Annotated in this window: 22 protein-coding genes, 1 tRNA gene and 4 pseudogenes; 7 read left to right on the top strand and 20 right to left on the bottom strand. The window is 57.2% G+C overall.

Translation table 11 applies throughout. From position 1 onward, the window contains the following. Window positions 1–448: 448 nt before the first annotated feature. Window positions 449–1,682 (top strand): annotated as a pseudogene (locus MUBE_RS20200) (acyl-CoA dehydrogenase); the annotation flags it as partial. Between the two features lie 553 nt (window positions 1,683–2,235). On the opposite strand, the gene MUBE_RS08125 reads toward MUBE_RS20200, so the two are convergent. The 7 genes and pseudogenes from MUBE_RS08125 to MUBE_RS15760 all read right to left on the bottom strand — a co-directional run bounded on the left by MUBE_RS08125 (window position 2,236) and on the right by MUBE_RS15760 (window position 5,872). Beyond that, window positions 2,236–2,811, bottom strand: a complete 576-nt coding sequence (locus tag MUBE_RS08125; protein ID WP_133297083.1) for an MFS transporter — start codon at window positions 2,809–2,811, stop codon at window positions 2,236–2,238. Between the two features lie 70 nt (window positions 2,812–2,881). Continuing rightward, complete coding sequence (locus MUBE_RS08120; RefSeq protein ID WP_116540148.1) at window positions 2,882–3,064, bottom strand: hypothetical protein; 183 nt, start codon at window positions 3,062–3,064, stop codon at window positions 2,882–2,884. 339 nt (window positions 3,065–3,403) lie between these two features. Beyond that, window positions 3,404–3,877, bottom strand: coding sequence for an LppP/LprE family lipoprotein (locus MUBE_RS08115; RefSeq protein WP_116540147.1), 474 nt, complete (start codon window positions 3,875–3,877; stop codon window positions 3,404–3,406). A gap of 128 nt (window positions 3,878–4,005) precedes the next feature. Continuing rightward, window positions 4,006–4,216 (bottom strand): annotated as a pseudogene (locus MUBE_RS20195) (aminotransferase class V-fold PLP-dependent enzyme); the annotation flags it as partial. Further along, window positions 4,209–4,832 (bottom strand): annotated as a pseudogene (locus tag MUBE_RS08110) (aminotransferase class V-fold PLP-dependent enzyme). The pseudogenes MUBE_RS08110 and MUBE_RS20195, both read right to left, overlap by 8 nt. A gap of 372 nt (window positions 4,833–5,204) precedes the next feature. After that, window positions 5,205–5,540 carry a hypothetical protein gene (locus MUBE_RS15765; RefSeq protein ID WP_116540146.1) on the bottom strand — a complete coding sequence of 112 codons (336 nt, stop codon included), beginning with the start codon at window positions 5,538–5,540 and terminating at the stop codon, window positions 5,205–5,207. A 179-nt stretch (window positions 5,541–5,719) separates the two neighbouring features. After that, window positions 5,720–5,872, bottom strand: a complete 153-nt coding sequence (locus tag MUBE_RS15760) for a hypothetical protein (protein ID WP_165849773.1) — start codon at window positions 5,870–5,872, stop codon at window positions 5,720–5,722. Between the two features lie 674 nt (window positions 5,873–6,546). Between MUBE_RS15760 and MUBE_RS20190 the strand changes: the two genes are divergently transcribed. Next, window positions 6,547–6,786 (top strand): hypothetical protein, encoded by a 240-nt coding sequence (locus MUBE_RS20190; RefSeq protein ID WP_243632938.1) that lies wholly within the window; start codon window positions 6,547–6,549, stop codon window positions 6,784–6,786. 124 nt (window positions 6,787–6,910) lie between these two features. Here MUBE_RS20190 and MUBE_RS20185 read toward each other — a convergent pair whose 3' ends face one another. Beyond that, on the bottom strand, window positions 6,911–7,132 hold the full coding sequence (locus MUBE_RS20185) for a hypothetical protein (RefSeq protein ID WP_243632937.1): 222 nt from the start codon (window positions 7,130–7,132) through the stop codon (window positions 6,911–6,913). 164 nt (window positions 7,133–7,296) lie between these two features. Here MUBE_RS20185 and MUBE_RS20180 point away from each other — a divergent pair, with 164 nt between their 5' ends. Continuing rightward, window positions 7,297–7,410, top strand: coding sequence for a malic enzyme-like NAD(P)-binding protein (locus MUBE_RS20180; protein WP_243632936.1), 114 nt, complete (start codon window positions 7,297–7,299; stop codon window positions 7,408–7,410). A gap of 281 nt (window positions 7,411–7,691) precedes the next feature. Here the strand turns inward: MUBE_RS20180 and MUBE_RS08095 are convergent. Next, window positions 7,692–7,765 (bottom strand) — tRNA-Asn (locus MUBE_RS08095). A 181-nt stretch (window positions 7,766–7,946) separates the two neighbouring features. Between MUBE_RS08095 and MUBE_RS08090 the strand changes: the two genes are divergently transcribed. Continuing rightward, complete coding sequence (locus tag MUBE_RS08090; RefSeq protein ID WP_116540145.1) at window positions 7,947–8,204, top strand: hypothetical protein; 258 nt, start codon at window positions 7,947–7,949, stop codon at window positions 8,202–8,204. Between the two features lie 13 nt (window positions 8,205–8,217). Here MUBE_RS08090 and dnaG read toward each other — a convergent pair whose 3' ends face one another. The 5 genes from dnaG to MUBE_RS08060 all read right to left on the bottom strand — a co-directional run bounded on the left by dnaG (window position 8,218) and on the right by MUBE_RS08060 (window position 14,517). Further along, window positions 8,218–10,146, bottom strand: a complete 1,929-nt coding sequence (gene dnaG, locus MUBE_RS08085; protein ID WP_116540144.1) for a DNA primase — start codon at window positions 10,144–10,146, stop codon at window positions 8,218–8,220. Window positions 10,147–10,783: 637 nt separating this feature from the next. Next, window positions 10,784–12,073: a deoxyguanosinetriphosphate triphosphohydrolase gene (locus MUBE_RS08080; RefSeq protein WP_116540143.1), complete on the bottom strand. Its 1,290-nt coding sequence runs from the start codon at window positions 12,071–12,073 to the stop codon at window positions 10,784–10,786. A gap of 444 nt (window positions 12,074–12,517) precedes the next feature. After that, window positions 12,518–12,754: a hypothetical protein gene (locus MUBE_RS08075; protein ID WP_116540142.1), complete on the bottom strand. Its 237-nt coding sequence runs from the start codon at window positions 12,752–12,754 to the stop codon at window positions 12,518–12,520. A 784-nt stretch (window positions 12,755–13,538) separates the two neighbouring features. Further along, entirely contained in the window at window positions 13,539–13,733 is a 195-nt protein-coding gene (locus MUBE_RS08065) for a transposase (RefSeq protein WP_116539437.1), read from the bottom strand. Between the two features lie 598 nt (window positions 13,734–14,331). Then, window positions 14,332–14,517, bottom strand: a complete 186-nt coding sequence (locus MUBE_RS08060) for a DUF7455 domain-containing protein (RefSeq protein WP_116540140.1) — start codon at window positions 14,515–14,517, stop codon at window positions 14,332–14,334. Between the two features lie 378 nt (window positions 14,518–14,895). Here MUBE_RS08060 and MUBE_RS15755 point away from each other — a divergent pair, with 378 nt between their 5' ends. Next, window positions 14,896–15,036 carry a DUF952 domain-containing protein gene (locus MUBE_RS15755; RefSeq protein ID WP_165849772.1) on the top strand — a complete coding sequence of 47 codons (141 nt, stop codon included), beginning with the start codon at window positions 14,896–14,898 and terminating at the stop codon, window positions 15,034–15,036. Here MUBE_RS15755 and MUBE_RS17760 read toward each other — a convergent pair. The 4 genes and pseudogenes from MUBE_RS17760 to ppgK form a co-directional block, all read right to left on the bottom strand. Continuing rightward, window positions 15,021–15,377: pseudogene (locus tag MUBE_RS17760) on the bottom strand (RidA family protein). The gene MUBE_RS15755 and the pseudogene MUBE_RS17760 overlap by 16 nt on opposite strands. Before the next feature lie 248 nt (window positions 15,378–15,625). After that, complete coding sequence (locus MUBE_RS08050) at window positions 15,626–15,823, bottom strand: hypothetical protein (RefSeq protein ID WP_133297082.1); 198 nt, start codon at window positions 15,821–15,823, stop codon at window positions 15,626–15,628. 730 nt (window positions 15,824–16,553) lie between these two features. Continuing rightward, window positions 16,554–18,098 (bottom strand): RNA polymerase sigma factor, encoded by a 1,545-nt coding sequence (locus MUBE_RS08045; RefSeq protein WP_116540200.1) that lies wholly within the window; start codon window positions 18,096–18,098, stop codon window positions 16,554–16,556. Window positions 18,099–18,276: 178 nt separating this feature from the next. Then, a complete protein-coding gene (ppgK, locus tag MUBE_RS08040; RefSeq protein ID WP_116540138.1) occupies window positions 18,277–19,089 on the bottom strand; it encodes a polyphosphate--glucose phosphotransferase in 813 nt (270 codons plus the stop codon). A 330-nt stretch (window positions 19,090–19,419) separates the two neighbouring features. On the opposite strand from ppgK, the gene MUBE_RS20175 reads away from it, so the two are divergent. After that, the gene (locus MUBE_RS20175) at window positions 19,420–19,596 is read left to right on the top strand and encodes an FIG domain-containing protein (RefSeq protein ID WP_424399060.1); all 177 of its coding nucleotides are present in this window, start codon (window positions 19,420–19,422) and stop codon (window positions 19,594–19,596) included. 21 nt (window positions 19,597–19,617) lie between these two features. Here the strand turns inward: MUBE_RS20175 and MUBE_RS20170 are convergent, their stop codons facing one another. Then, on the bottom strand, window positions 19,618–19,779 hold the full coding sequence (locus MUBE_RS20170; RefSeq protein WP_424399059.1) for a hypothetical protein: 162 nt from the start codon (window positions 19,777–19,779) through the stop codon (window positions 19,618–19,620). Window positions 19,780–19,871: 92 nt separating this feature from the next. On the opposite strand from MUBE_RS20170, the gene MUBE_RS20165 reads away from it, so the two are divergent. After that, the gene (locus MUBE_RS20165) at window positions 19,872–20,000 is read left to right on the top strand and encodes a hypothetical protein (protein ID WP_424399058.1); all 129 of its coding nucleotides are present in this window, start codon (window positions 19,872–19,874) and stop codon (window positions 19,998–20,000) included. Window positions 20,001–20,127: 127 nt separating this feature from the next. Here MUBE_RS20165 and cei read toward each other — a convergent pair whose 3' ends face one another. Further along, the gene (gene cei, locus MUBE_RS08030; RefSeq protein ID WP_116540137.1) at window positions 20,128–20,778 is read right to left on the bottom strand and encodes an envelope integrity protein Cei; all 651 of its coding nucleotides are present in this window, start codon (window positions 20,776–20,778) and stop codon (window positions 20,128–20,130) included. Window positions 20,779–20,922 lie beyond the last annotated feature (144 nt).

Raw genomic sequence — 20,922 nt, 5'->3', positions numbered from 1 at the left:
GCGTCGGTGCGTATCGATGGCGATCGAACTCATAACCAGAGCCACGCTACTGGTGATAGAGGATCTGACCGGCAGGCTAGATGTACCGCAAGCAAATCACTTGATGGCGATTTGCGGTACCAGGCCCATCTTAGGATGCGTCGTCGTGATGGTTCTGCCATTGTAGACGTCGCTCACCCACCTGAACATGTGCGACCAGGTGGTGCTGCTTACCTCTGCGGGCGCCGTAGCCTTTGCCGGGTTGCTGCTGCAGATTCAGTCGGCAATGGGAATCACCGATTAGCTGGTTGTCCTTGACACGGGTACACGCCAATGCCAACAGTGCTTACCAACCGGCCCCTGTTGGCGGTGGCTAAGCTTGGGCCACCTCTACCCGAGCCGAACTTGCCTCAAAGCGGCAAATCCGATTAGTGGCCCGCCTGCTCATCGCCGACCTCGTTGACTTTGTCTGCCTGGCATCGACAACGGCTGCATTAGGTTCGACCATGTCCGCGTCCCACGATAAAACCTGCTGAACAAGTACGGCGACATCGCACCAGATGGCACTTATCAGCTCGCCAATCGACAACTCGAGCCACCGGTTCTTAACCATGATCGACACGCTGATCTGCAGCCGGGCCACGGTGGGTGGCAGGTCCACCATCCAGGTTGAACTCTACATCGCCATCCGACATATGCGTTAGAAAGCAAGTAATTCAGTGCTCCCGGCAGCGGTAAAGTGCTGACCATGGACTACCTGGTGCACCGGCGTATACTGTTTCCATTTGATAGTGTGTTCTTACGAGTTGTAATTCGCCCAGAACTAGTTTGCCACAAGCTGCATACGTCCGACGTCACCAAGGCCGATGAACAACGCGGTCTGGAAGCGCATACCGCCAGGGCTGAACGCAGCTAAGATTTAACAACGCTTGACGAGCCCACCAAGGAAGACCAGGAAGCATACAGCGGCACAGGCTATATGCCCGAAAACCAACTGATCCCGCTCCAGACCGACACCGACGTGTTTACCACATTTCGAAGGCGACAGCCATATACTAGTCTAGTTATCTTTAGTGATCAAAGAGCTGCTTACCGCCTACATATGACGACATCAGCAGCATGAGCCCGGTCGAATAGGTGCGCTTCACCGCCAACGGTGTCAGTGAGTGGATAATGAAACACACAACAGTCGAAGCTATTTTGCAGAGAATATTGTGGACGCCCGCCAAGACAGCGAAGAGGAGGATGGCCTAATTAACCGCAGCACCCGAGTCACTAATATTTGAGGAGCGCGTAGACTACCTGTTGTCATCCGCCGTATGCCAGCTGCAGGCCAAATCCAAAGAGGCGTAGGCTTTTGACTTATTCAACGCCGTCGTGCAGGATCATGTGCTGTACACGGCAAGCGTGCACATCGATCGAGTAGTGCTGGAAGCTTTTGTCGCCAAGATCGAATCCTGCAGCCCGCAAGCTGCTGGCCATCGTGTGCGAGCTGTATACATTGTCAGTGATCGAGGAAGATAAGGCGTAGTGTATCGAGTATCGGTACCCTTCCCCCGAGCGAGTTAAGGCAGTCCCTCAGGGGATCAACGGGCGATGCCGGACGCTGCGGCCGCATACCAAGACGGTGGTCGACGGCTTGGGGATCCCAAAGCAGTATACGTTACAGAGAGATGCTGTACTCCAAAAATCGGCTCGTCTAAACCTCGGCACCAATCAGCTCCACCGGCTGCGATACCAGCCGAAAGCACACTGGCCACATAGCCATGCACCCGCCTGACAGTGGTCGACGCATATACATCTACATTTTCACTTTACCAGGTCAGGACAAAACTGATTACAGTATAACACAACATGAAGATCCAAAATACCGAGGTCACCCCGCCAATGTTAAGGTCGGACTCCTACAACGCCAGGTCGATCTCGACGCCGCCAGAGTGCGCCGACCCCCGCGACGAAACCAAGGATAATCCCTGAAATGACCCGTGACCAGTCGTGGCGCTCGACGCCGTTAATCCCCAGGGAATAGCTGCAGGCCTCGAAAATTGTCGGAATCATCTTGTATACCGAGTCATTGACCAACCAGGACAAGATGCACAGGGTTGATGAATCCAGCGAATTAGCTGGCCGTTATACCTCCCCTGATCGGGTCCCGTGTGAACCCTTGATTGTGCCCAGTACATTCAGCAATAAAAGCCATGGCACCAAGGACCACCGGAGTGATGCGACCTCCCGCCGAGTTGGCAGGTTAGCTCATCACCCCAAACACCGGGCTACCGTGGCCAGCGTCGGTCCGATGAATACTAACTCAACGATGTGCAGCGCGACCTGAGGTGTACTTTGTCTGCTAGCAACGAAGTTGGTTTCCAGCACCTGGCTGAATGCGAACGAGAAACCGATGAACGAGCCGAAACTTGCTAAGTAGAGAAGTAGAACAGCGCGAGCACCCAGCTGTCGCAAGTAGAAACCACCGCGGACAGGATCGACCGGACGCGAGTTACCTCGACACGGTGGTGCTCGATGTTGTTCATGAACAACATCGCTCTGATCCCGGCAACTATCAACAGCACCACATAACGTCTGCACACAACGTAAGACTTTCAGGCACCTACGCTGGCGATGACCAAGCATCTCAACCACCTGGATCATCGGCACTCCAAGATTGTCAACCCTACCAGCGAACACGAGCACCTCACACTTGAACCGATGCGGGTAGAAGGCGTTGGCGTTCGTCATCGACGCCGTGAAATTGCCGCCACCTAATCCGGTCAGTGTCGCACACACCAAATAAGGCCACAGCGATAATCCCAGATGGGCCAACAGCGCCATCACCGAGAAAACCGCCTAATTATGGCCACCGAAGATCGCAGTGGCCAACGAGTACGGCATCCGCAGGCACGCCTCACACCAGGGTCACGGTGGTGGCGAGCAGAAACTTGTCGGCCACAGAAAAGCCGTATAAGGCCTTGGGCATGAACAGCTCCATCACCACAACCAGAACGTCCGCACCGAATACCTCAGGCGGACGGTCAGAACCGATCAGAGCAAGTTGCGCCGGACGACGATTTTGTTGCCGGCCTCCCAAGCCGCTTGATCCTCGGGATCCCAATGCGAGATGCGACACGCACTACCCCGCATACAGCCGGAAAAGACTCAGCTTTGGACCATTCCGATGGTCAGTGATACAACTCTTGATCTGCGACCGGAGCTGCGCGGCGACTCCTCACCTTGCAGCAGCACCTTGCTGGTCCATCACCCTCCTTAACCCAGCCGCGTATGCAGCCACGGCCTCCCAGAGTGGGAAACTTGCGGACACGAAGCACATCCCGGAAAGCCTGAAACTCCTGAAGAACTCCTGTAGAATTTCCAAAAGCGCTGCGTATCGGGGTGCACCGGCTGCGCCGAAAAAGTCCGTGCATCAAAACTACTGATGCGGGATCGCGCCGAGGGTTTGCAACTTGCCGTCGGATCCGATCCGGAATCGCACTGTGCCAATACCGTTCGGGCAGCACGGATGCTCATTGTCAACCTGCCACCGATACTGAATCGTCACCGTATCGTCGCCGGGAGGCAGCACAGTTATGTAAGGCTTCGGGTTCGGGGTCGGTGTACCCAATGGGGTGTTGTGGTCGAAAAACAACAACTGCTGGGGAGTCGACTCGGTGGCAATGCTGGGGATGATCTGCACCCAGTATAAACGGCAGTTCCGGGTATGTCCCCGGGCGATTTCGACCCAGACCGATCCAGGTGTCAGGATCGGAACCATGGCGGTGGTCTGCTGCACTGTCTGGGTCGTCGGTCCGTCGGAAATTTTGCACGTGTCAGGTGGTGGTGGTGGTGTCTGTGGCTTCCAACCGCATCCGGCACTAGCCAGACCTAGACACAGACTCAGCAACATCACGACCAAACGACGACACACTCCGCGAGCTTAGCGAAGCCTAGGAAGCCGCCTTTTTCCTCGTCGAAGCCCAAGCGATGACCCCGGACTCGACGATCTACATTCAGTGGTATTTCAGATATTACCAATCAGCCCACGTTGGTACCATCCCCTGCGATTCGACGCACCGCGTTGATAAAAACGTCGACCTCGTTAAACGTGTTGTAGAAAGCGAACGAAAAGCGAACAGTGTCCTCTTAACCCGAGGCGCCGCAGAATTGGCTGTGCGCAATGATTACCGGCACACACCGCAATCCCTTCGGCACTGAGCGCCTTGCCCACCTCGATCGGCTCATGTCCGGCCAGAAAGCAGCGCGTACTCATGGGACACACTATGCTTGATGTAATACAATGCTTCTCCCAGCCCGACAACGTCGGCAATGTTGCCGGTAACGGCCTCGAACTTGTTGGACGGACCGCGGTAGAGCGACCGTTCCAGCGTCACATCGGCGATCATGTTGCCGCCGCACTACTACAGCTGTATCTCCGTCAGCACGTCCTCGCAACCGTAGAGCACACCGATCCCAACAGGGTTGTAAATCGTATGTCCGGAAAGCGCGAAGAAATCGACGCTAAGCCCGGAAATCAGCAGATGCGGAATCGACTGCACGCCGTCGATCAGCACCCACGCACCGTAGCGATAGCCTAACTCGACGATCGTCTCAACTGGCGTCACCGTGGCCAACGCATTCGACACCTGAGTCATGGCCACCAACTTCGTTCTGGGCCCGAGGAGAACCTCGAATTCCGACATCAACACATTGCCTGCATCTTCCATTGGCGCGACGTTTAGGATTGTGCCAGTTTGTTGCTAAAGTAGTTGCCACAGAACAATATTGGCGTTATGTTCGAGGTGAGAGATAACTATCTCATCACCAGGTCGCAGATACTTACCACCCCACGCATAAGCAACCATATTGATTGCTTCGGTGGTGCCGCGCACAAAAACGATTTCTTCAGACTTGGCCGCGCTATCGTCGACGGTGAGCTTGCCCTTGGACATTCCACTACCGGTAATCACTGCGGTACGCCCAGTACAAAACGAAATGATGCCGGCCGTGCTCGGTATCCAGTCGCGCACATAGAGACCCAATGTGACGCTGACGATCTGTCACCCAATGACAGCAGCGGGTGACGACACGTTCTGAAGCCGATCTGCAACACCGTTATCCACCAAACTATTCTCGGTTATGATCGCGGTCATCAGTTAAGATTGGGTGACATCGAAGGCAGAACGGAAGGCTGGAGTGCGATCCGGAGCCGTGGCGACTCCATTGACATGGGTGATTTAACCCGTGGTTCGTTCTTCGACGACGATCTCGCTTCCGGTCGCGGTGGTCGTATCACACGTCGAGTCAGGCGCAACCACGATGAACGGAATGCCATGCCGGTGCACAGCGGAGTGCCAGGCCATAGATGCCGATCCTGTTGGCGACCGAACCATCGGTGACGATGCGGTCAGCCGGGCCCTCTGCAGCAGCGAGCGTGTCGAGCCAACCAAGACCGTCTCAGGCCAGACCGCGCACGCAGGACCCAAAGCGCGCCGAGTGCGGTACCGAATGCAGTCGTGGCCAATCACCTGATGTTGTAGTGAGTCAGAACGCCCAGCCGCCAACCCGTACACAACCGCTGGATGAGATCCGTCGCATGAGCCGGGGCAACCCCCGGTTGACCTGGGTGTCCTCGTTCAACAGCCGCAGGGTCTTACTCCAGCACGGCCCTGCGATCCGTCGGACAACTGGGCTAGCACCCATCGCACACCCCACCCCAGATTCACCGCGGTGGACCGTGCCGCGACAACTCTCACGGCGGCCAGCTCAACCTTTCGTTATTAGCCAGGTGCGCCAAAGCCGCCAACGCCACCCCGAACGAGCCGGACACTCCAATCGTTGGTGCTCTCCGCATCGCCAGGGTTTTGATCACCTCAATGGGCTCGCCGATCGTGGCAATCCGCAAGTGTCGCAGCTAGCATTGATCTATGACGCCCAGTGCGCCATCGGTCCGCGCAATCGAACTCTGCGCACTGGGCGCAAACCACGACTCAGCTGTCACCACGCCAAACATCACAACCACAAATCCGATCTCACCACCAGACTTTGGCTCTACTACACTAGAGTTCCGAGCTAGACACACCCACTCATCTACGACGCTGGGCACCGGACCGTAATACCCGGATGGCGGCTTTCAAAAGCTCGTCAAGATAACCTTAATCTCGGCCAGCGTTGCCATGATCTCACATACCAACGGAAGTTTTAATAAGCGACGCCCGCACACCGCTAATCCTAGTAGAGACGTCCTCATCAACCCGCAACCGTGGAGTGGGCTTCACTCACCAGGAGTGGCGATGACTAGGGCTGACCGGCCGACTTTCGTCGGCCGTGCTAACGCTGGAACAATAAGTCGACCGCGTCTGGGCTCGATTGCAAAGCGTCGCAACTGACCTGTGCCGTAACGTACTGACTTGAACAGCTTGCATTACCGACACAAACTGCTCTAATTCAAGGTGCTGACCAACCATTTGCCGGAGCTGATGCCGGTGGTCTACACACTTACCTTCGGTGAGGCGATCCAACACTCCTCTGATAAATACCGTGGGTAGCGGGGACTCTTTCTGATCATCAACGAACCAGATGACATCACCGCAGCCTTCCAAACCTTTGAATTTAGGACCCAACGACATCGACTTTATTATTTGCACCAACACCGAGACCATCCTAGGGATCAGCGATTGGGGCGTGGATAGCATCCAAATCGCAGCGGGCAAACTGGCACTCTGTAACGCCGGCGACGAAATCGATCCACGTCGCTCCCTGGCGGTGTCTCTTGATGTCGGAACTGATAATGAACCACTGCGGCAAGATCCATCCTAATCTCGACAACCGCCACGTGCAGCACACATACGATGAATTAATCAAACGCTAGATCGCGAACCGGCTGCTTCCGCACGCGGCTCTGCATTTTGAGGACTTCGAGCTAATAAACGCACAGAATACCTTACGGACCTATGGTGGCAACTACTGCGCGTTCAACGATGACGCGCAGCAAGATACTGGTGACCGTTGTCTTCGGAGCCGGGAGCACCGCGGTTGGTGTTGCCGAATGGACGATCTGCGCGATTTTCAGGTGCCCCATACTAAGAACCGTCGATAGCTCGAGGTGGCCGCTGGGGAGCGGGTCGGACGGGTCAACGCGATCGAGATATCGAGACAACGTCACCGACACTCCTGCTCGGTTGTTCGACGGTGTTCGGTACGTTAGCCTGAGAGCTTGGCGAGACGATGGCGGTGTCCTGCGAACGACCTAATGATCTTCCCATATGTTCAACCCACTCTTACGCGTGAAAACCATACCGGCTAACATTTTCAACTGGTAGAATAGTTATGGCGTTGATTGCTGATGGCAGCCCGGTCGCCCCTGTAGAACACGACGAGCACACCACCTTCACCATTGGCCAGGTCAGAAATGAGCTGGTAGTTCCCGGACTCGGAATGTAGAGTCAGTGGCAGGCTGCTAACCCAGGGAATGCTGCACGCTGCAGCCAAGGACATTGCCCGTCAGGGTGGTCTGACCAATCTGGGAGATTCGCGGTTGCCGTATGCGAGCAACCTATGCGCCATCTAGAATGCGGTCACTACAGTTGTCTATGACGCGGCCGTCGACGACAGAGTAGCGACTGCAATCTACACCGATATCGCGTAATCCGTCTGCGACGCCACGTGACGACCGGTGTATGAGGCCCTCGCCAACAGCATGCCAGGTGTGCTGTAGACCACAGCTCCCCCGGGAGGACTCGAACCTCCAACCGTTCGGTTAACAGCCGAATGCTCTGCCTAATTGAGCTACAGGGGACCGCTCAGTCCACGCGAACGATGGCATAGATCGCAGGATAACTCTAGCGTACTGGCCTACCCGCACCTAGAGTGGTACCAGGCCGCTTACTCTGGGCCGCTCGGCTAACCGGATTGGGCGCGCACGCATCCCGGTGTGTGAGGCAGGATGGAGCCAACCGCACAGTCGTGGGAGGAATGCTTTGATCCGGTATATCATCGTGCTTGGACTGGGTTACGTGCTGGGTGCAAAAGCTGGTCGCCGCCGCTACGAGCAGCTCGTCGGTACGTATCGCGCGCTTACCAATAGCCCCATTGCCAAGTCGATGATCGAAGGGGGGCGCCGTAAGGTCGCGAATCGGATCTCACCTGACGCGGGGCTTGTGACACTAACCGAAATCGACAAACAGACTACCATTGTCGAACGCCCCGCCGAGTGGCGAGCGAACGGTGCGAACTGAGGCCAACAACACCTCAAGCGTTCAGATCGTCGCCACTGGCTTGCTCCAACAGGCTGCGACGATAGGATTCCATGGCAACCAGGTCGCCGAACAGCTCATGATACTCATCGCCCTGGTCAATCGGCGACATGCGCTGCAACTTGGACTTCACCTCGGCGATCTGCCAGCCCATCCACACTTCCTGCAGACGAGCCAACACCCCGTTGACATAGCGCGCCAGCTTCTCGTCCTCGACCTGGATCGTCTCCACGCCCAGCTCGTTGATCAGACCGGCAGTCAGCGTCGATGTGGTGTGCTGGCGCACCACATCAATCCACTGGGCTCCAGTGATACCGGCCGACGTCCCGCCCGCCGCGTCGATAGCCGTGCGAACGGCTCCGTAGCCGGGATGAGTGAAGCTCTCAACGGTAAGTGTGTCGAACACTGGTCCTGCCAGTGCCGGATACTGCAAAGCCGATTTCAAAGCCTCACGCTGCGGCCATAGCGTTGGGTCACGCGGGTCGGGGCGGGCGGTCGGGTTTTCGGTCAAAGCACTCGACGGCTGCAGGGATGGTGATCGCTTAACGCCCGCGCCGTGTTTTCTGGCGCGTTTCGGCACACCACGTCGGCTAGCCTCTGCGCGCACTCGGGCAAGTACTTGCCCTTCGTCCGACCACCCCGTCCAGCCAGCCAGACGTCGCGCATATTCGTCGCGCAACGCATAATCCCTAATCCGAGCAACCAGAGGAACGGACCGGCGCAACGCATCCACTTTCGCCTGCGGTTCGTCATCGAGAACCACTCCGTCGGGAATCAAACTTCGAATAGCAAATTCGAACATCGGTTTGCGACGAGCAACCAGATCTCGTAATGCCTGGTCACCAGAGTTGAGTCGGAGGTCACACGGATCCATACCATCGGCAGCAACAGCGACGAACGATTTTCCGGCAACCTGCTGGTCGCCGTCGAATGCCTTCAGAGCCGCTGCCTGCCCAGCCTCATCGCCATCGAAGACAAAGATCAATTCGCCTCGATACCAATTGTCGTCCATCATCAGCCTACGCAACATCGCCAAATGCTCGTCGCCGAACGCTGTGCCGCACGACGCGACAGCGGTGGTGACCCCGGCCAGATGCATCGCCATCACGTCGGTGTAGCCCTCGACCACAACGGCCTGATGCCCCTTGGCGATATCGCGCTTAGCTAAGTCGATGCCAAACATCACCGACGACTTCTTGTACAGCAACGTCTCGGGTGTGTTGACGTACTTGGCTTCCATCGGGTCGTCGTCGAACAGCCGCCGGGCACCGAACCCGATCACTTCACCAGCCGATGTGCGGATCGGCCACAGCAACCGACGGTGAAAGCGGTCCATCGGGCCATGGCGCCCCTGCCGGGACAGCCCCGCAGCCTCGAGCTCTTTAAATTCAAAACCCTTGCGTATCAAATGTTTTGTCAGTGAATCCCAGCCCGACGGTGCAAATCCGCAGCCGAAATGACGAGTAGCTTCAGCATCAAAATTGCGCTCCATGAGGTATTGGCGAGCCGGTGCCGCCTCGTCTAATTCCAACGCTGCCGCATAGAACACTGCCGCAGCCGCATTGGCCGCGATGAGCCTGCTGCGACTACCGCGGTCGCGCTGCACGCTGGTAGTAGGGCCAGAGTAGTTGATCGTGTGACCAATCCGGTCGGCCAGCATTTCAACCGACTCGACGAAGCTGGCGTGTTCGATCTTCTGGATGAACGCATACACGTCGCCGCCTTCACCGCAGCCAAAGCAGTGGAAGTGGCCATGGTTTGGGCGGACATGAAATGACGGTGATTTCTCGTTGTGGAAAGGGCACAGGCCTTTAAGCGAATCGGCGCCAGCGCTCCGCAATTGGACGTAATCGCCGACGACGTCCTCGATGCGAACCCGTTCACGGATGGCGGCGATATCACGATCTGGGATCCGGCCAGGCATCGGCTCAGTCTAGAACTCCGGGTTCGGCTCGCTGCATAGCCAATACCTCTCCGGGCTAGTTTAGCGAGCCGGACCAATGACGCCACAGACAATCCGATCCATGGCATTGTCGCTGTATTTGGCATCGTCGATCATAACTGCGGTACTTACTATCTTCTACCAGCCCGTACCTGGTGAACGCATCACTAATCGTCACCAGCAGAGCGGAGCCGTCTCAACCTACCTCAAGCAACGTGAATTCGCCTCTCGGAGATTTCCCAGAGTGCCCGGGTGTCTGGTAATGCCAACTGGCAGATAAGTATAATTACAGGTAAACTGCCGACTGGAGCGACTGAGTAGGGTTCTGACGTGCCGATCGGGTGAGTACGTATCCCGCGAAAACACGGCACCAAAATGCCGATCACAATCGTCTTCACAGTGATGGATGAGGACGCAACTGGTCAAATCGAATGGCCGTCGTTACCACCAGTCGGCCTTCCGGAGTTTTCAGTTCCACTGCCAGCGATTCACCACCGGACAACTGGCTGGTCGTTGACGATACCGATGCGCCAGTCTTGACCTCAGGCGTGGAACCCAGTTGGGTGCTTGAATGCTGATCTGGATTTGAGCATGTTCGGATGTCTAACCCGGCTACTTACTACGGACTCACCTGACCGGCGTCAATGCGCTCCAGCCTACCTTCGGTATACGAGGCGATCTGATCGACGATGACCCGCCAGCGGGCACTGTCGTCGGCAGCGGTGGTGAACGCCGTGGCAAAGACCGGGTCGAGGGTACGTGATGCCCCGGAATACAGCCAATTGGCTACCCGATGGATACGCTCACGCTGCCGGGCCTGGCCTTCCAGATGCCGTGGATCGGACATAATGAACTGTACTGCCAAGATTTTCAGCACCGCGACCTCGGCACGCACCAGATCGGGCACCTGCAGGTCAGCTTGATAACGCACCAGCGGCCCCGGACCGGCCACTGCACGTGTGGTCGTGATCGCGGCCGACGCAAACCGGCCGACCAGCTCACTGGTTAATCGCTTGAGCGCGACCGACGATGCCAACGTAGCGTCGTACTTACCGACCGCAGCAACCACAGGCAGCCCCGACAGCCGACGCGCGGCAGCCATCAATTCGTCAGCATTCACTCGAGAGAATTCGCTCTCCCCCAGCTTGGCCAGCGCGGCAGCTCCGTCGTCGTCAGCGAGCACGCGCAGGTCGATCCGTTGCGAAATGACGCCATCCTCCACGTCGTGGACAGAGTAGGCGACATCGTCGGCCCAGTCCATCACCTGGGCTTCCAAGCATGCACGACCCACCGGCGCACATACGCGGACCCAATCCGCGGAACCAAGGTCATTCTCGTAAAACCCGTACTTGCTTCTCCCATTTCCAAGCCCATCTGCACGCGTCCACGGATATTTGGTGACCGCGTCCAAGGCTGCGCGAGTCAAGTTTAATCCCGCACTACACCCTTGTGTATCAATGACCTTGGGCTCAAGGCTGGTCAAGATTCGGAAATTCTGCGCATTGCCTTCGAAGCCCCCGCAGCCGGCTGCCACCTCATCGAGCGCCCGTTCACCGTTGTGCCCATATGGTGGGTGGCCAATGTCGTGGGCCAGTCCAGCCAACTCAACGAGATCGAGGTCACAGCCCAACCCGACCGCCATGCCCCGCCCGATCTGGGCCACTTCCAACGAGTGAGTCAGTCGAGTGCGCGGAGTGTCTCCCTCGTGAGGCCCCACAACTTGGGTCTTGTCCGCCAGCCGTCGCAGCGCTGCGCTGTGCAACACCCGGGCTCGGTCCCGTGCAAACTCGGTGCGATGCTCGCCTTCGCTACCTGGCAGACCCGCAGTCTTGGGCGCTTCATGCACCTGCCGCTGACGGTCCAAGTCGTTGTAGGGGTCATGCTGATTCGTGTTCGTCTTCTTAGTCACCGCAGCACAGTCTGCCAGGGACAGCAACGAGAAGACCGAGGTAGAGCAGTCGATCCCTCAGGTCCGTATTGTCGCCAGGTTAAATTACCCATATACGCATTACTCGCCTGTTTACCGTAATCCTAGCTGTAATCACCACCGCGCTGCTGCTGCGCCTGTCGGTGCATAACCACCGTTCCGGCTCCCGGAGTACATCACCGACAACGCCGGCATACTGCCGGAATCCAGTCTCGCCACCATCACGTCAACCATCGACAAGCTGTGCGAAGATCGCCATGTCCAGTTATGGGTGATTCTACATTGACGACTTTTCTAGCCAGAGCACGGTGAACTAGGCGCAGCGCACCAGGCGAGCTAGCGAATTAGGTGACTAAAGTGCTTTACTGGCGGTAGCCACCGTCAGTCGCGCATATGCTTTCCTGGTCTCTTATACATTGCCAGGAATCAGCAAAAGTCAAATAGGTAACCTGCAGTACCACCAGATTGAGCCGGTACTGCCCAGCGCGACTGGAGCGACACCGTAGTAGCTGCAACCAACGGATTCAACAGGTCATCTAGTGCGTCAATACGTGCCGTGCTGCTGGCTACACTGAGCATTATCACCACCGCCGTAGTGACCTTGCTGATTGTCATGCGCGGCCGGTCGTCGCCGACGGCGCGCTGCCACGTTGGCCACGGCACGGTGCCACCAACTGCTCACCCAAGCTACCGCGTCCGCGACGTGCGCTGGATGCGCACAGAAGTTACAAACCGAGGCATTCAAGGCGCTACAGGATTTAGTGATTAATGCCCCATCGCGACTCGATGGGCTGGACCAAGTAGTACGTCAAACTCACTACACGCAATCGACGATTGCGACTGCGCTAGCATTGACTGTAAATACGGGATGCTCCGAGTAGAAAAACCCCGGACACCACCGGCAGCTTGTTGAGCTTGACATCAAGAGTGAAGCTCCAAGTAATTCGGTGCGTTTCCATTGCGTCAACAACTGATCTAGGCCCTGACAAAGGAGCTCTTTGGTTTTAGTTGGGTTCTTAGCTTGAGGTCTGGGTTGTGGCCTATTGTTTGCGGGTGTAGGGGGATCTGTATCCGTGCATGTTGTTGAACCCGCAGCCGACGTTTTTGACCTGCTTGGTCAGGTTGTTGTAGCCCGCGGTTTGTGAGTTGGTAATGCCAGTGGTGGTGAAACGGGTTGATCTTGGATCACCAAGTGTTGACGGTGCCAGCCCGGATGATCAGTTCTGGGGTGTTGGAGTCAAGGCGCCACGTCAGGAAGCGGTGCAGGCGATGTCTTGTCAGATGCGGTTCCTCGCCAAGCCGCACGATAGACGATAAGGTGTACGGTTATTTTTTGGCGATCCACGTCTAGAGGATCTCGGACGCTGGGATCCTCTAGACGTGGATCTAGTTCCATATCTTGATAAAGCGCTTGTTGGATAGTCGTTCTCGTAGAGTTGAGTAAGCGTCACTGATTGACCCACTCGGGATCAAGCTTGTCGCCGCGGCGATCCCGCAGCTCCCAGGTGACCTGGCGGAGTACTTTGGTCAGTGCATCGTTAGCGAGCGTGTCCTGATGGCCGACAACAAGCGTGGCACCCGGCAGCACGGCGTGGATCGCCGACGTGTAGCCCGCGGCCGGATCGATGGCTAAGGATTTGATGCCATTGCAAAACTAGGAACCACGTTGGGCAAACTAGTCGATGTCCGGGTTTCGCGGTGCGGCCCTACAACCTGTCCCAACAGGTCCTGATTGCCGGCCAGGTCCACAAAACCGGTTCAATCCACACGGCGCCCGTTGCAGCACAACGCTACCAGTAACCTCGCGTGCACCGCGATCAGGTCTTGCGCTACCACGCCAGGATTAGCTCTGTACCGTAGAGAATAGAAAGATCTATCGGTGAACTGCTCACATATTCCTTGGCCGGACGTGAAGACCATTCCATATCCTGGACACCCTGGCGCTGACGGCTCATTGTCACGGTGTTAGACACGCTCCACCCATAACTCCTGGCAGCCTAAACAACAATGTCATCACCCCGGTCACAACCCTTAGCTCCCTTCATCAGCTGAACACTTAGCAACACCTAGACCTCCAAAAGCCAAGGGCCCCTCACCCCATAAGACACGCCGACCAACATCAAAACACCCCTACCCAGTCAAGTAGCAAAAAACGATTAAAAAGACGTCGCCGCGTGAATTAATGAGTATTTGCTGTGATTATGAAAGTCGCCAATGCAGATCGCGCACTCCGATGTGTTCTAGGGCTTGCTGATTTCAATCACGGCTGCTAATGCAGTTAGCTTCGCTTCGTGTTCGTTCGCGTGATGCTGGCAGAAGAGCAGTTCGCCTCCCGAAGGCAGCTTGGCCCGCACACGCGCTGCTGCGCCGCAGCGGTCGCAGCGATCTGCCCTAGTCAGTTCGGGACTGGCCAGAGTTGCGTTCATGGCTCCTCTCCGTTCTGGCGTGCCTACACTGTCTCAGACGTCAGCGATTTTCGCCTTGTTCCCCAGCTGCTAGAATATGTGTCATTTATCACGAATTTCGATCTCCCGGGATTTGGTAACTAGCATGGCCCTGCTTCGTGGCGCACTGGTGCATCTTTGCGGTGTATGAAGTGTAAAGGTAATGGGAGAACCCCACCGCTGTGGCGGGGTTCTACCCCGATCCGTGCAGTGTAGCGAACAGTGCCGTGTTCATCCGTACTATCGACACTTGAGCAAGTAGAATCACTAATTTACTGGTTGTACCGCGGCTGTGATGACTTGTTTTTGCTAGGTATCAATCCGAGCGAACTCGACTAACCGATGCGTTAGGAACCAAGAGTGGCCACGGATCCTGAGTCAATGCTTTTCCCGCATCTGTACGGTTGGTTTTCGGTGCGCGCTGCGATCAGAATGACTTCGTACCTGCTGGGGCCCAATGGCACCGTCCTGTCGGTCACGGGATTTCAGGATTCCAAGTAGGTGTCAGCTTCAATCTCCACCAACAGCTCCGGTGCAATTAGTAGCAGACACCTCAAACCGTTGTGACTACCAGGCGTATGTGACTGAAAGCCTGTGTGTACTGCTACGACTTCGCGCCAGCGCGATATGCCTGTCACATAGATACGAGCACGGACGACGTCGGTGAGCGCACTTTCGATGCGAGCGCAAAGCGCCTTACGTCTGGGTGGCAATGCTACTGGCAAGCCCGGCGTCGGTAGTCTTGGCCACTGCGACGTGTAGGCTCACTCACACCGCGCGCGAGTAACCGACCGTGATTCGAAGTCCGATTCGGACGAAGCGCTGTTGTGGCTGACAGGCATGCGATCGCAGGAATACTGAGACGCGAGACTTGAGTTTATCAACTCGCGAAACATGTTCGATGACAAACGGTTATAATGCTTTGTTAACAGTGGCATGCCGGCCAGAATCGTCATCTCCGAAGACGCGCGGATGCTGTGCTTGTCAACGAATTGCGCGGGGGTGGGGCCAGTTGGCTCTGCACGCCATGGCAGAGCCGTGCAACGAACCGTCAAAGACATGCCAGTCCGGAGGCAGTCGTCTGTGTACCTCAACCAAAGAATGATTGCTGTCTAGCAGGCCCGTCACTGGGCAGGATGCCCTCGGCGACGTCATTCGGTTTGGTTCCAATGGCAATCGGTGACCGACTATCGCCGTATCTGCTTTCGTCGTTTTGGCCCACGGTGGCTTCAGCCCACTCGCTAGCAATGTTGACGCTGAGCTGATCCTCAACGACCCAATCCGGCATTCCAACGCCTAAGCTGCTGCGTGGTTTAGCCGACAGCATCCGCCCGATCGGGTAGCCGCTGCATTTGCCGCCACTTCACTCACGCATTTTATATCTTTATGGGGAACATTACAGCCCCTTGTCGGTTGTGTCGCAGGTAGGTGGTTTCCTGCTCGATCGACTCGGCTTGTTTGAGCACGGGTGACTGTTGGTGGGTAACGATCAACGAAGTCACCTACGGTTATCGAGCTGAACCGATCTGGTAGTAGCTAGGGTCGCAGTTTGTGTTCGACGCATTGGCCGAAGACGTCCTGGCTCGGCCCACACGACTCCGAGGCCCTCGTTGCTGCAGGCGTGTGTTAGAGCCAACAAAATCGTGTTGGTTCCCTGCCCGATTTCTTCTACACTGCCGATACGGGACATGAGGGCACCAACGCCAACGAGGTGGCGTTGGTGCACTATTCGACTCAGAGTGAGGCCACTAGCACCGAGCTGGTCTGCACAGTTCTCGTTTACTGGCGAACTCTCGTTACTGGCGGGAGAGCATCCTTCGTCTCGAGAATGCGCGGCCACAATGCTTGGAAAGGGGCTTGTTCCTTAGGCACAACTTCTTAATCTCACCGACCACGTCCACCGTCTACAAGCGATAGGTGGTTGGTCGATACCTTCAGCGATGATCGGCGGCTACGACTTCTGACCCCTGTTCATAACGTACAGGGCGGCCTATGGAAACGCGTGTTCTGGGATGCTGCTAATCAAGGTAGTCGCGCAAGACCTGGGAACGGCTGGGGTGGCGCAACTTCGACATCGTCTTGGATTCGATCTGACGGATGCGTTCTCGGGTCACGCCGTAGACCTGGCCGATTTCGTCGAGGGTGCGAGGCTGGCCGTCAGTGAGGCCGAAGCGTAACCGTACTACGCCGGCTTCGCGCTCGGAGAGGGTCTCCAGCACCGACTGCAGCTGGTCTTGCAGCAACGTAAACGACACCGCGTCTACGGCCACCACCGCTTCACTGTCTTCGATGAAATCGCCCAGTTGGCTGTCGCCCTCGTCGCCGATAGTTTGATCCAACGAGATAGGTTCACGGGCATATTGCTGGATCTCCAGTACCTTCTCCGGTGTGATGTCCATCTCTTTTGCGAGCTCTTCAGGTGTGGGCTCGCGGCCCAGATCCTGTAGTAGTTCGCGCTGAATGCGGCCGAGTTTGTTGATTACCTCAACCATGTGCACCGGGATACGGATGGTGCGAGCTTGGTCGGCCATGGCGCGGGTGATGGCCTGGCGGATCCACCACGTGGCGTAAGTGGAGAACTTGTAGCCTTTAGTGTAGTCGAATTTCTCGACTGCGCGGATCAGGCCCAGATTTCCTTCCTGGATCAAGTCGAGGAATGCCATCCCGCGGCCGGTGTAGCGCTTGGCCAGCGAAACCACCAACCGCAGGTTAGCTTCCAAAAGATGGTTTTTCGCGCGATCACCGTCGCGACAGACCCACATCATGTCGCGGCGCTGGGCGGCGGGCAGCTTCTCGCCACGCTCAGCCAGCTCAGTCATCAGCTGGGTTGCATAGAGACCGGCTTCGATGCGTTTGGCCAGCTCAACCTCTTCCTCGGCGTTGAGCAGGGCCACTTTACCGATCTGTTTGAGGTAGGCGCGCACCGAGTCCGCTGACGCGGTAAGCTCGGCATCCTTACGGGCCTGACGTAACGCCTCGGATTCGTCTTCGTCCCAGACGAAATCACCGGAAGCTTTGTCTTTTTCGGTCGGTTCAGCGATTTCTTCGTCATCATCGGTGGAAGCTTCGCTGGTCTTGGGGGCCGCGGTGGCTTCACCATCCTCGGTATCACCTGGCTCAACGTCGATTGTTACGTCGTCGTCTTCGAGGTCGTCAAGACGGAGGTCGGCGGCGTCAATGTCGATATCCTCGCCGGGCTCAACGTCGAGATCCGGTTCGGCATCGAGGTCGTCGACAATGGTGTCGGCGTCGAGGACGTCTAGGGTGGTCTCGAGATCGTTCAGGACCTCTTTGGCTGCCGAGGTTTTAGGCGTGTGGCCTCGAGTGGACGGTGCCTTTGCAGTGGTGCTTTTGGCCGAGATACGGGTCTTCTTCGCAGCGTCGTCTGTTCCACCGGCCTGGGGGGGCGTCGCGGGTTTGGTGGCCCGGGATGCTGTCTTGGTCGCTCGTTTTGCGGGGACGGAGCCATTTCCAGCCTTCGCTGCCGATCGCTTCGTAGGCGTCTTGATGGCGGTGCGCTTCACCGGCTGATCGGTTGCCGGGCTTGTCTTGGTCGCTGCCACATACACCCCTTCGGTCGGACTCACTTCCGGCGGGTTTAGGCATAAATAACCGAAAGTGTCTGCTATGTCGAATGTCAGCGTTAGATATCAGCGTGAGTACTCGCACGCTATCGGTCAGGCGACCGTCGGTGACCATTGTAACGGTGGTGTGTGCTCAGATTGCCCCACCCGGCAAAATTCAGTACGTCACATCTGCGGTGGAGGCCATGGCAGCACCAACTATGCCGGCTGTGTTCTGCAGGGTAGCGGCCACCACCGGGGTGCGGTTTTCAAGCAGTGGTATCCATCTGTCGGCTTTGCGGCTGATGCCGCCGCCGGCAATGAACAGGTCAGGCCATATTGCGTTTTCGATGGCGATCAGCACCATTGTTACCTGTTTGGCCCATGTTTTGTAGCTCCACTCGTGCTTGTTTTTGACATACGATGCCGCTCGTTGTTCGGCCTCCTTACCGCCGACCTCGAGATGTCCGAACTCGGTATTAGGAATCAGCGTCCCGTTGTGGATGACTGCGGATCCGATTCCAGTACCGAAGGTGAGCAGAACAATCAGGCCAGAGTTGTTTTTGCCCGCCCCATAGCGCTCCTCGGCAAGACCAGCCGCGTCCGCATCGTTGAGAATCGTGATTTCCTGGCCGTTCAGCTCAGCGCTGATGACATTGCGGGCATTGGTGCCAGTCCAGGAGCCGTCCATGTTGGCTGCCGTTCGGACGATGCCGTGGGTGACGACACCGGGATAGGTCACCCCCAGGGGATCGGTCCATCCGAACGCGTTGACGACCTTGGCGATGGTCTTGGCGACCGCCAATGGAGTAGCCGGTTGCGGGGTTAGCAGTTTGATGCGGTCACCAATCAGCTGCCCGGTGTCGAGGTCGACGATACCGCCTTTGATGCCACTGCCGCCGACGTCGATGCCGAATCCACGGTGCCATAGTGTTGTACCGGTCGTGTCGCTCAGGGGAGAGGTCCCCACGATCGCGTTGATGCTCGTCATCGAAATCTCCTAAGGCGAGATTTGGTTGTCCGCTCACCTTAGCCCGGCGATGAGGGGGGTTATGCCTGTTAATGAGGGTTGGGTAATTTGTGGTCCGGTCCGGAGACGAGGCGAGTAGGATGTCTGGCATCTTGTGATGACTGTGATGCGATAATCCGGTGACATGACAGGATCTGACAACGATCCTGCATGGCTGTGCTGCATAGCCGAATTGACTGGCCGTCGAGGCTGCTGCGTTCGTTCGACGTTGCCGAGTTGAGGTTTTTGGCACCGACCTGGGTGCCGCCGCCGGCGGCGTAGTACGCGCGAAAAAACACTCCGACCGATCCGGTGACTGTCGTCGACATCGAGACAGAACGTTTGTTGAGTGATCGGATCGCTCACCTACGGCCCGGTGACCTGATCCTTGGCGAGGAGAGGACGGGCCCGCCGATCTGGTCGGTACGCTCACAGGCACGGTTATCTGGGTGCTTGGCCCCCATTGATGGCGCGATGAATTTTGTCTAAGGGATCCCGGCTTAAGTGATGTCAGTCACAGCCTAGGTTGACGGCGTGTCGGTGGTCGTTGAAGTCGTTGTCGGTCGCGTGTATTTGGCGGTGAGCGGCCTCGGCGCGCATATCCGCATAGCCTTGGTGAGCAGGATACGCGAGTGGCTGCGATGCAGCATTGTCGATGGCGCTGCTGGGCACTGGCTTCGGATACTTCGGCGAGCCGTCATGTCACCTAGGCGGCTTTGTTAGCTCAGACGCTACCGGTGGTCCGTGATGTATGTTGCATTGGTTTGGCGGTTCTAGACCTCTGTCTGGTCACGGCGGGCCAGCTGGATGCCTTAATTTACGAGAACAAAGTGCAGGCAGGGGACTGCGCGGCTGGTGCGTTGATCGCGTCGGGAGCGGGGGTCTATGTGTAGTTGTCCACGCGGAACGAGTCCTTGGGTGGTGCCAAATTGGTGGTAGCTGCCGCGCCTGGAATCGCCGACGCGTTGTTGGCTATCTTGCAGCGATTCGACGTCCTGGCGCCCATTCCGTACTCAAGGATCAGCAGCTGTTGGCGTGGACCTTTTGCAGCAGTGTGGGGTCTGACGGCTCGGTGGCGTTGGGACGCAAACTGGCCAATACGGCGTCGATGTCGTCGTTGTGCGCCAGCGCGGTGAAGTCAGTGCCCAGTGCGAGGTCAACCGAGTCGTCGGCGCGGCTGTCGTGCAGCAACTCGGTACACGGTGCCACCAGCCATACGGCAGCTGCGGTGGCTTGTCCGGCGGTCCCGAAACGGATCTGGCCTCGGCAGTTCAGTCGGGTGTCGGCGTAGATCGGGTCGTTGGCGGCGGTTGGCTGGGTGAAGCCTAGATCCCGCAGTTCGTCGGCGATGTCGGCGGCTTGACCGCCCCGGCCGCTGGCATTGAGTACGCGGACCTTGGTGTCGCTGAGTTTGGCGGGTGTAACGTCGGTCATCCCCGCCCGTGATACCTGTTCGCCTAGTTGGATCGGTGTCGACCCAACTGGCTGGGTAGGTGGGTTACACACTTCGGCCTCACGAACCTTCGCTGGTCGGGTGAGTGCAATAGTCCACGACACGCCTGTCACTATGACCAAGAACATCATCACGAAGATGGCAGGGCGGGCATTACGTCGCCGAAAGGGCCTACCGTGCTTGTCGAAAGCAGTACCCTCGGTGATTTGTGTTACCACAGCTGCACTCTAAAACGCACTGTTCGAAACCGGGTGCAAGGGTCAAAATGATGGTGTGACGTAAATCGCGCTTGAATGGGTAAGAATAAGGGCACGAATCGTTTGGTGGATGCGTTCGATGCTGGTACAAAGCGTTGCTTGAGG

Origin of the sequence: Mycobacterium uberis, assembly GCF_003408705.1 — a bacterium.
GTDB classification, from domain to species: Bacteria; Actinomycetota; Actinomycetes; order Mycobacteriales; family Mycobacteriaceae; genus Mycobacterium; species Mycobacterium uberis.
The sequence above is the reverse complement of the archived record's forward strand: the minus strand, read 5'-3'. Positions and strand labels throughout refer to the sequence as shown.

Bases quoted from the DNA above. Each gene is read 5' to 3' on its own strand.
- MUBE_RS08115 (WP_116540147.1), bottom strand. From the start codon at position 3,877: ATGTTGCTGAGTCTGTGTCTAGGTCTGGCTAGTGCCGGATGCGGTTGG.
- MUBE_RS20190 (WP_243632938.1), top strand. From the start codon at position 6,547: ATGACATCACCGCAGCCTTCCAAACCTTTGAATTTAGGACCCAACGAC.
- MUBE_RS20180 (WP_243632936.1), top strand. From the start codon at position 7,297: ATGGCGTTGATTGCTGATGGCAGCCCGGTCGCCCCTGTAGAACACGAC.
- dnaG (WP_116540144.1), bottom strand. From the start codon at position 10,146: ATGCCTGGCCGGATCCCAGATCGTGATATCGCCGCCATCCGTGAACGG.
- MUBE_RS08060 (WP_116540140.1), bottom strand. From the start codon at position 14,517: ATGAACGCAACTCTGGCCAGTCCCGAACTGACTAGGGCAGATCGCTGC.
- MUBE_RS08050 (WP_133297082.1), bottom strand. From the start codon at position 15,823: ATGCCGGATTGGGTCGTTGAGGATCAGCTCAGCGTCAACATTGCTAGC.
- ppgK (WP_116540138.1), bottom strand. From the start codon at position 19,089: ATGACGAGCATCAACGCGATCGTGGGGACCTCTCCCCTGAGCGACACG.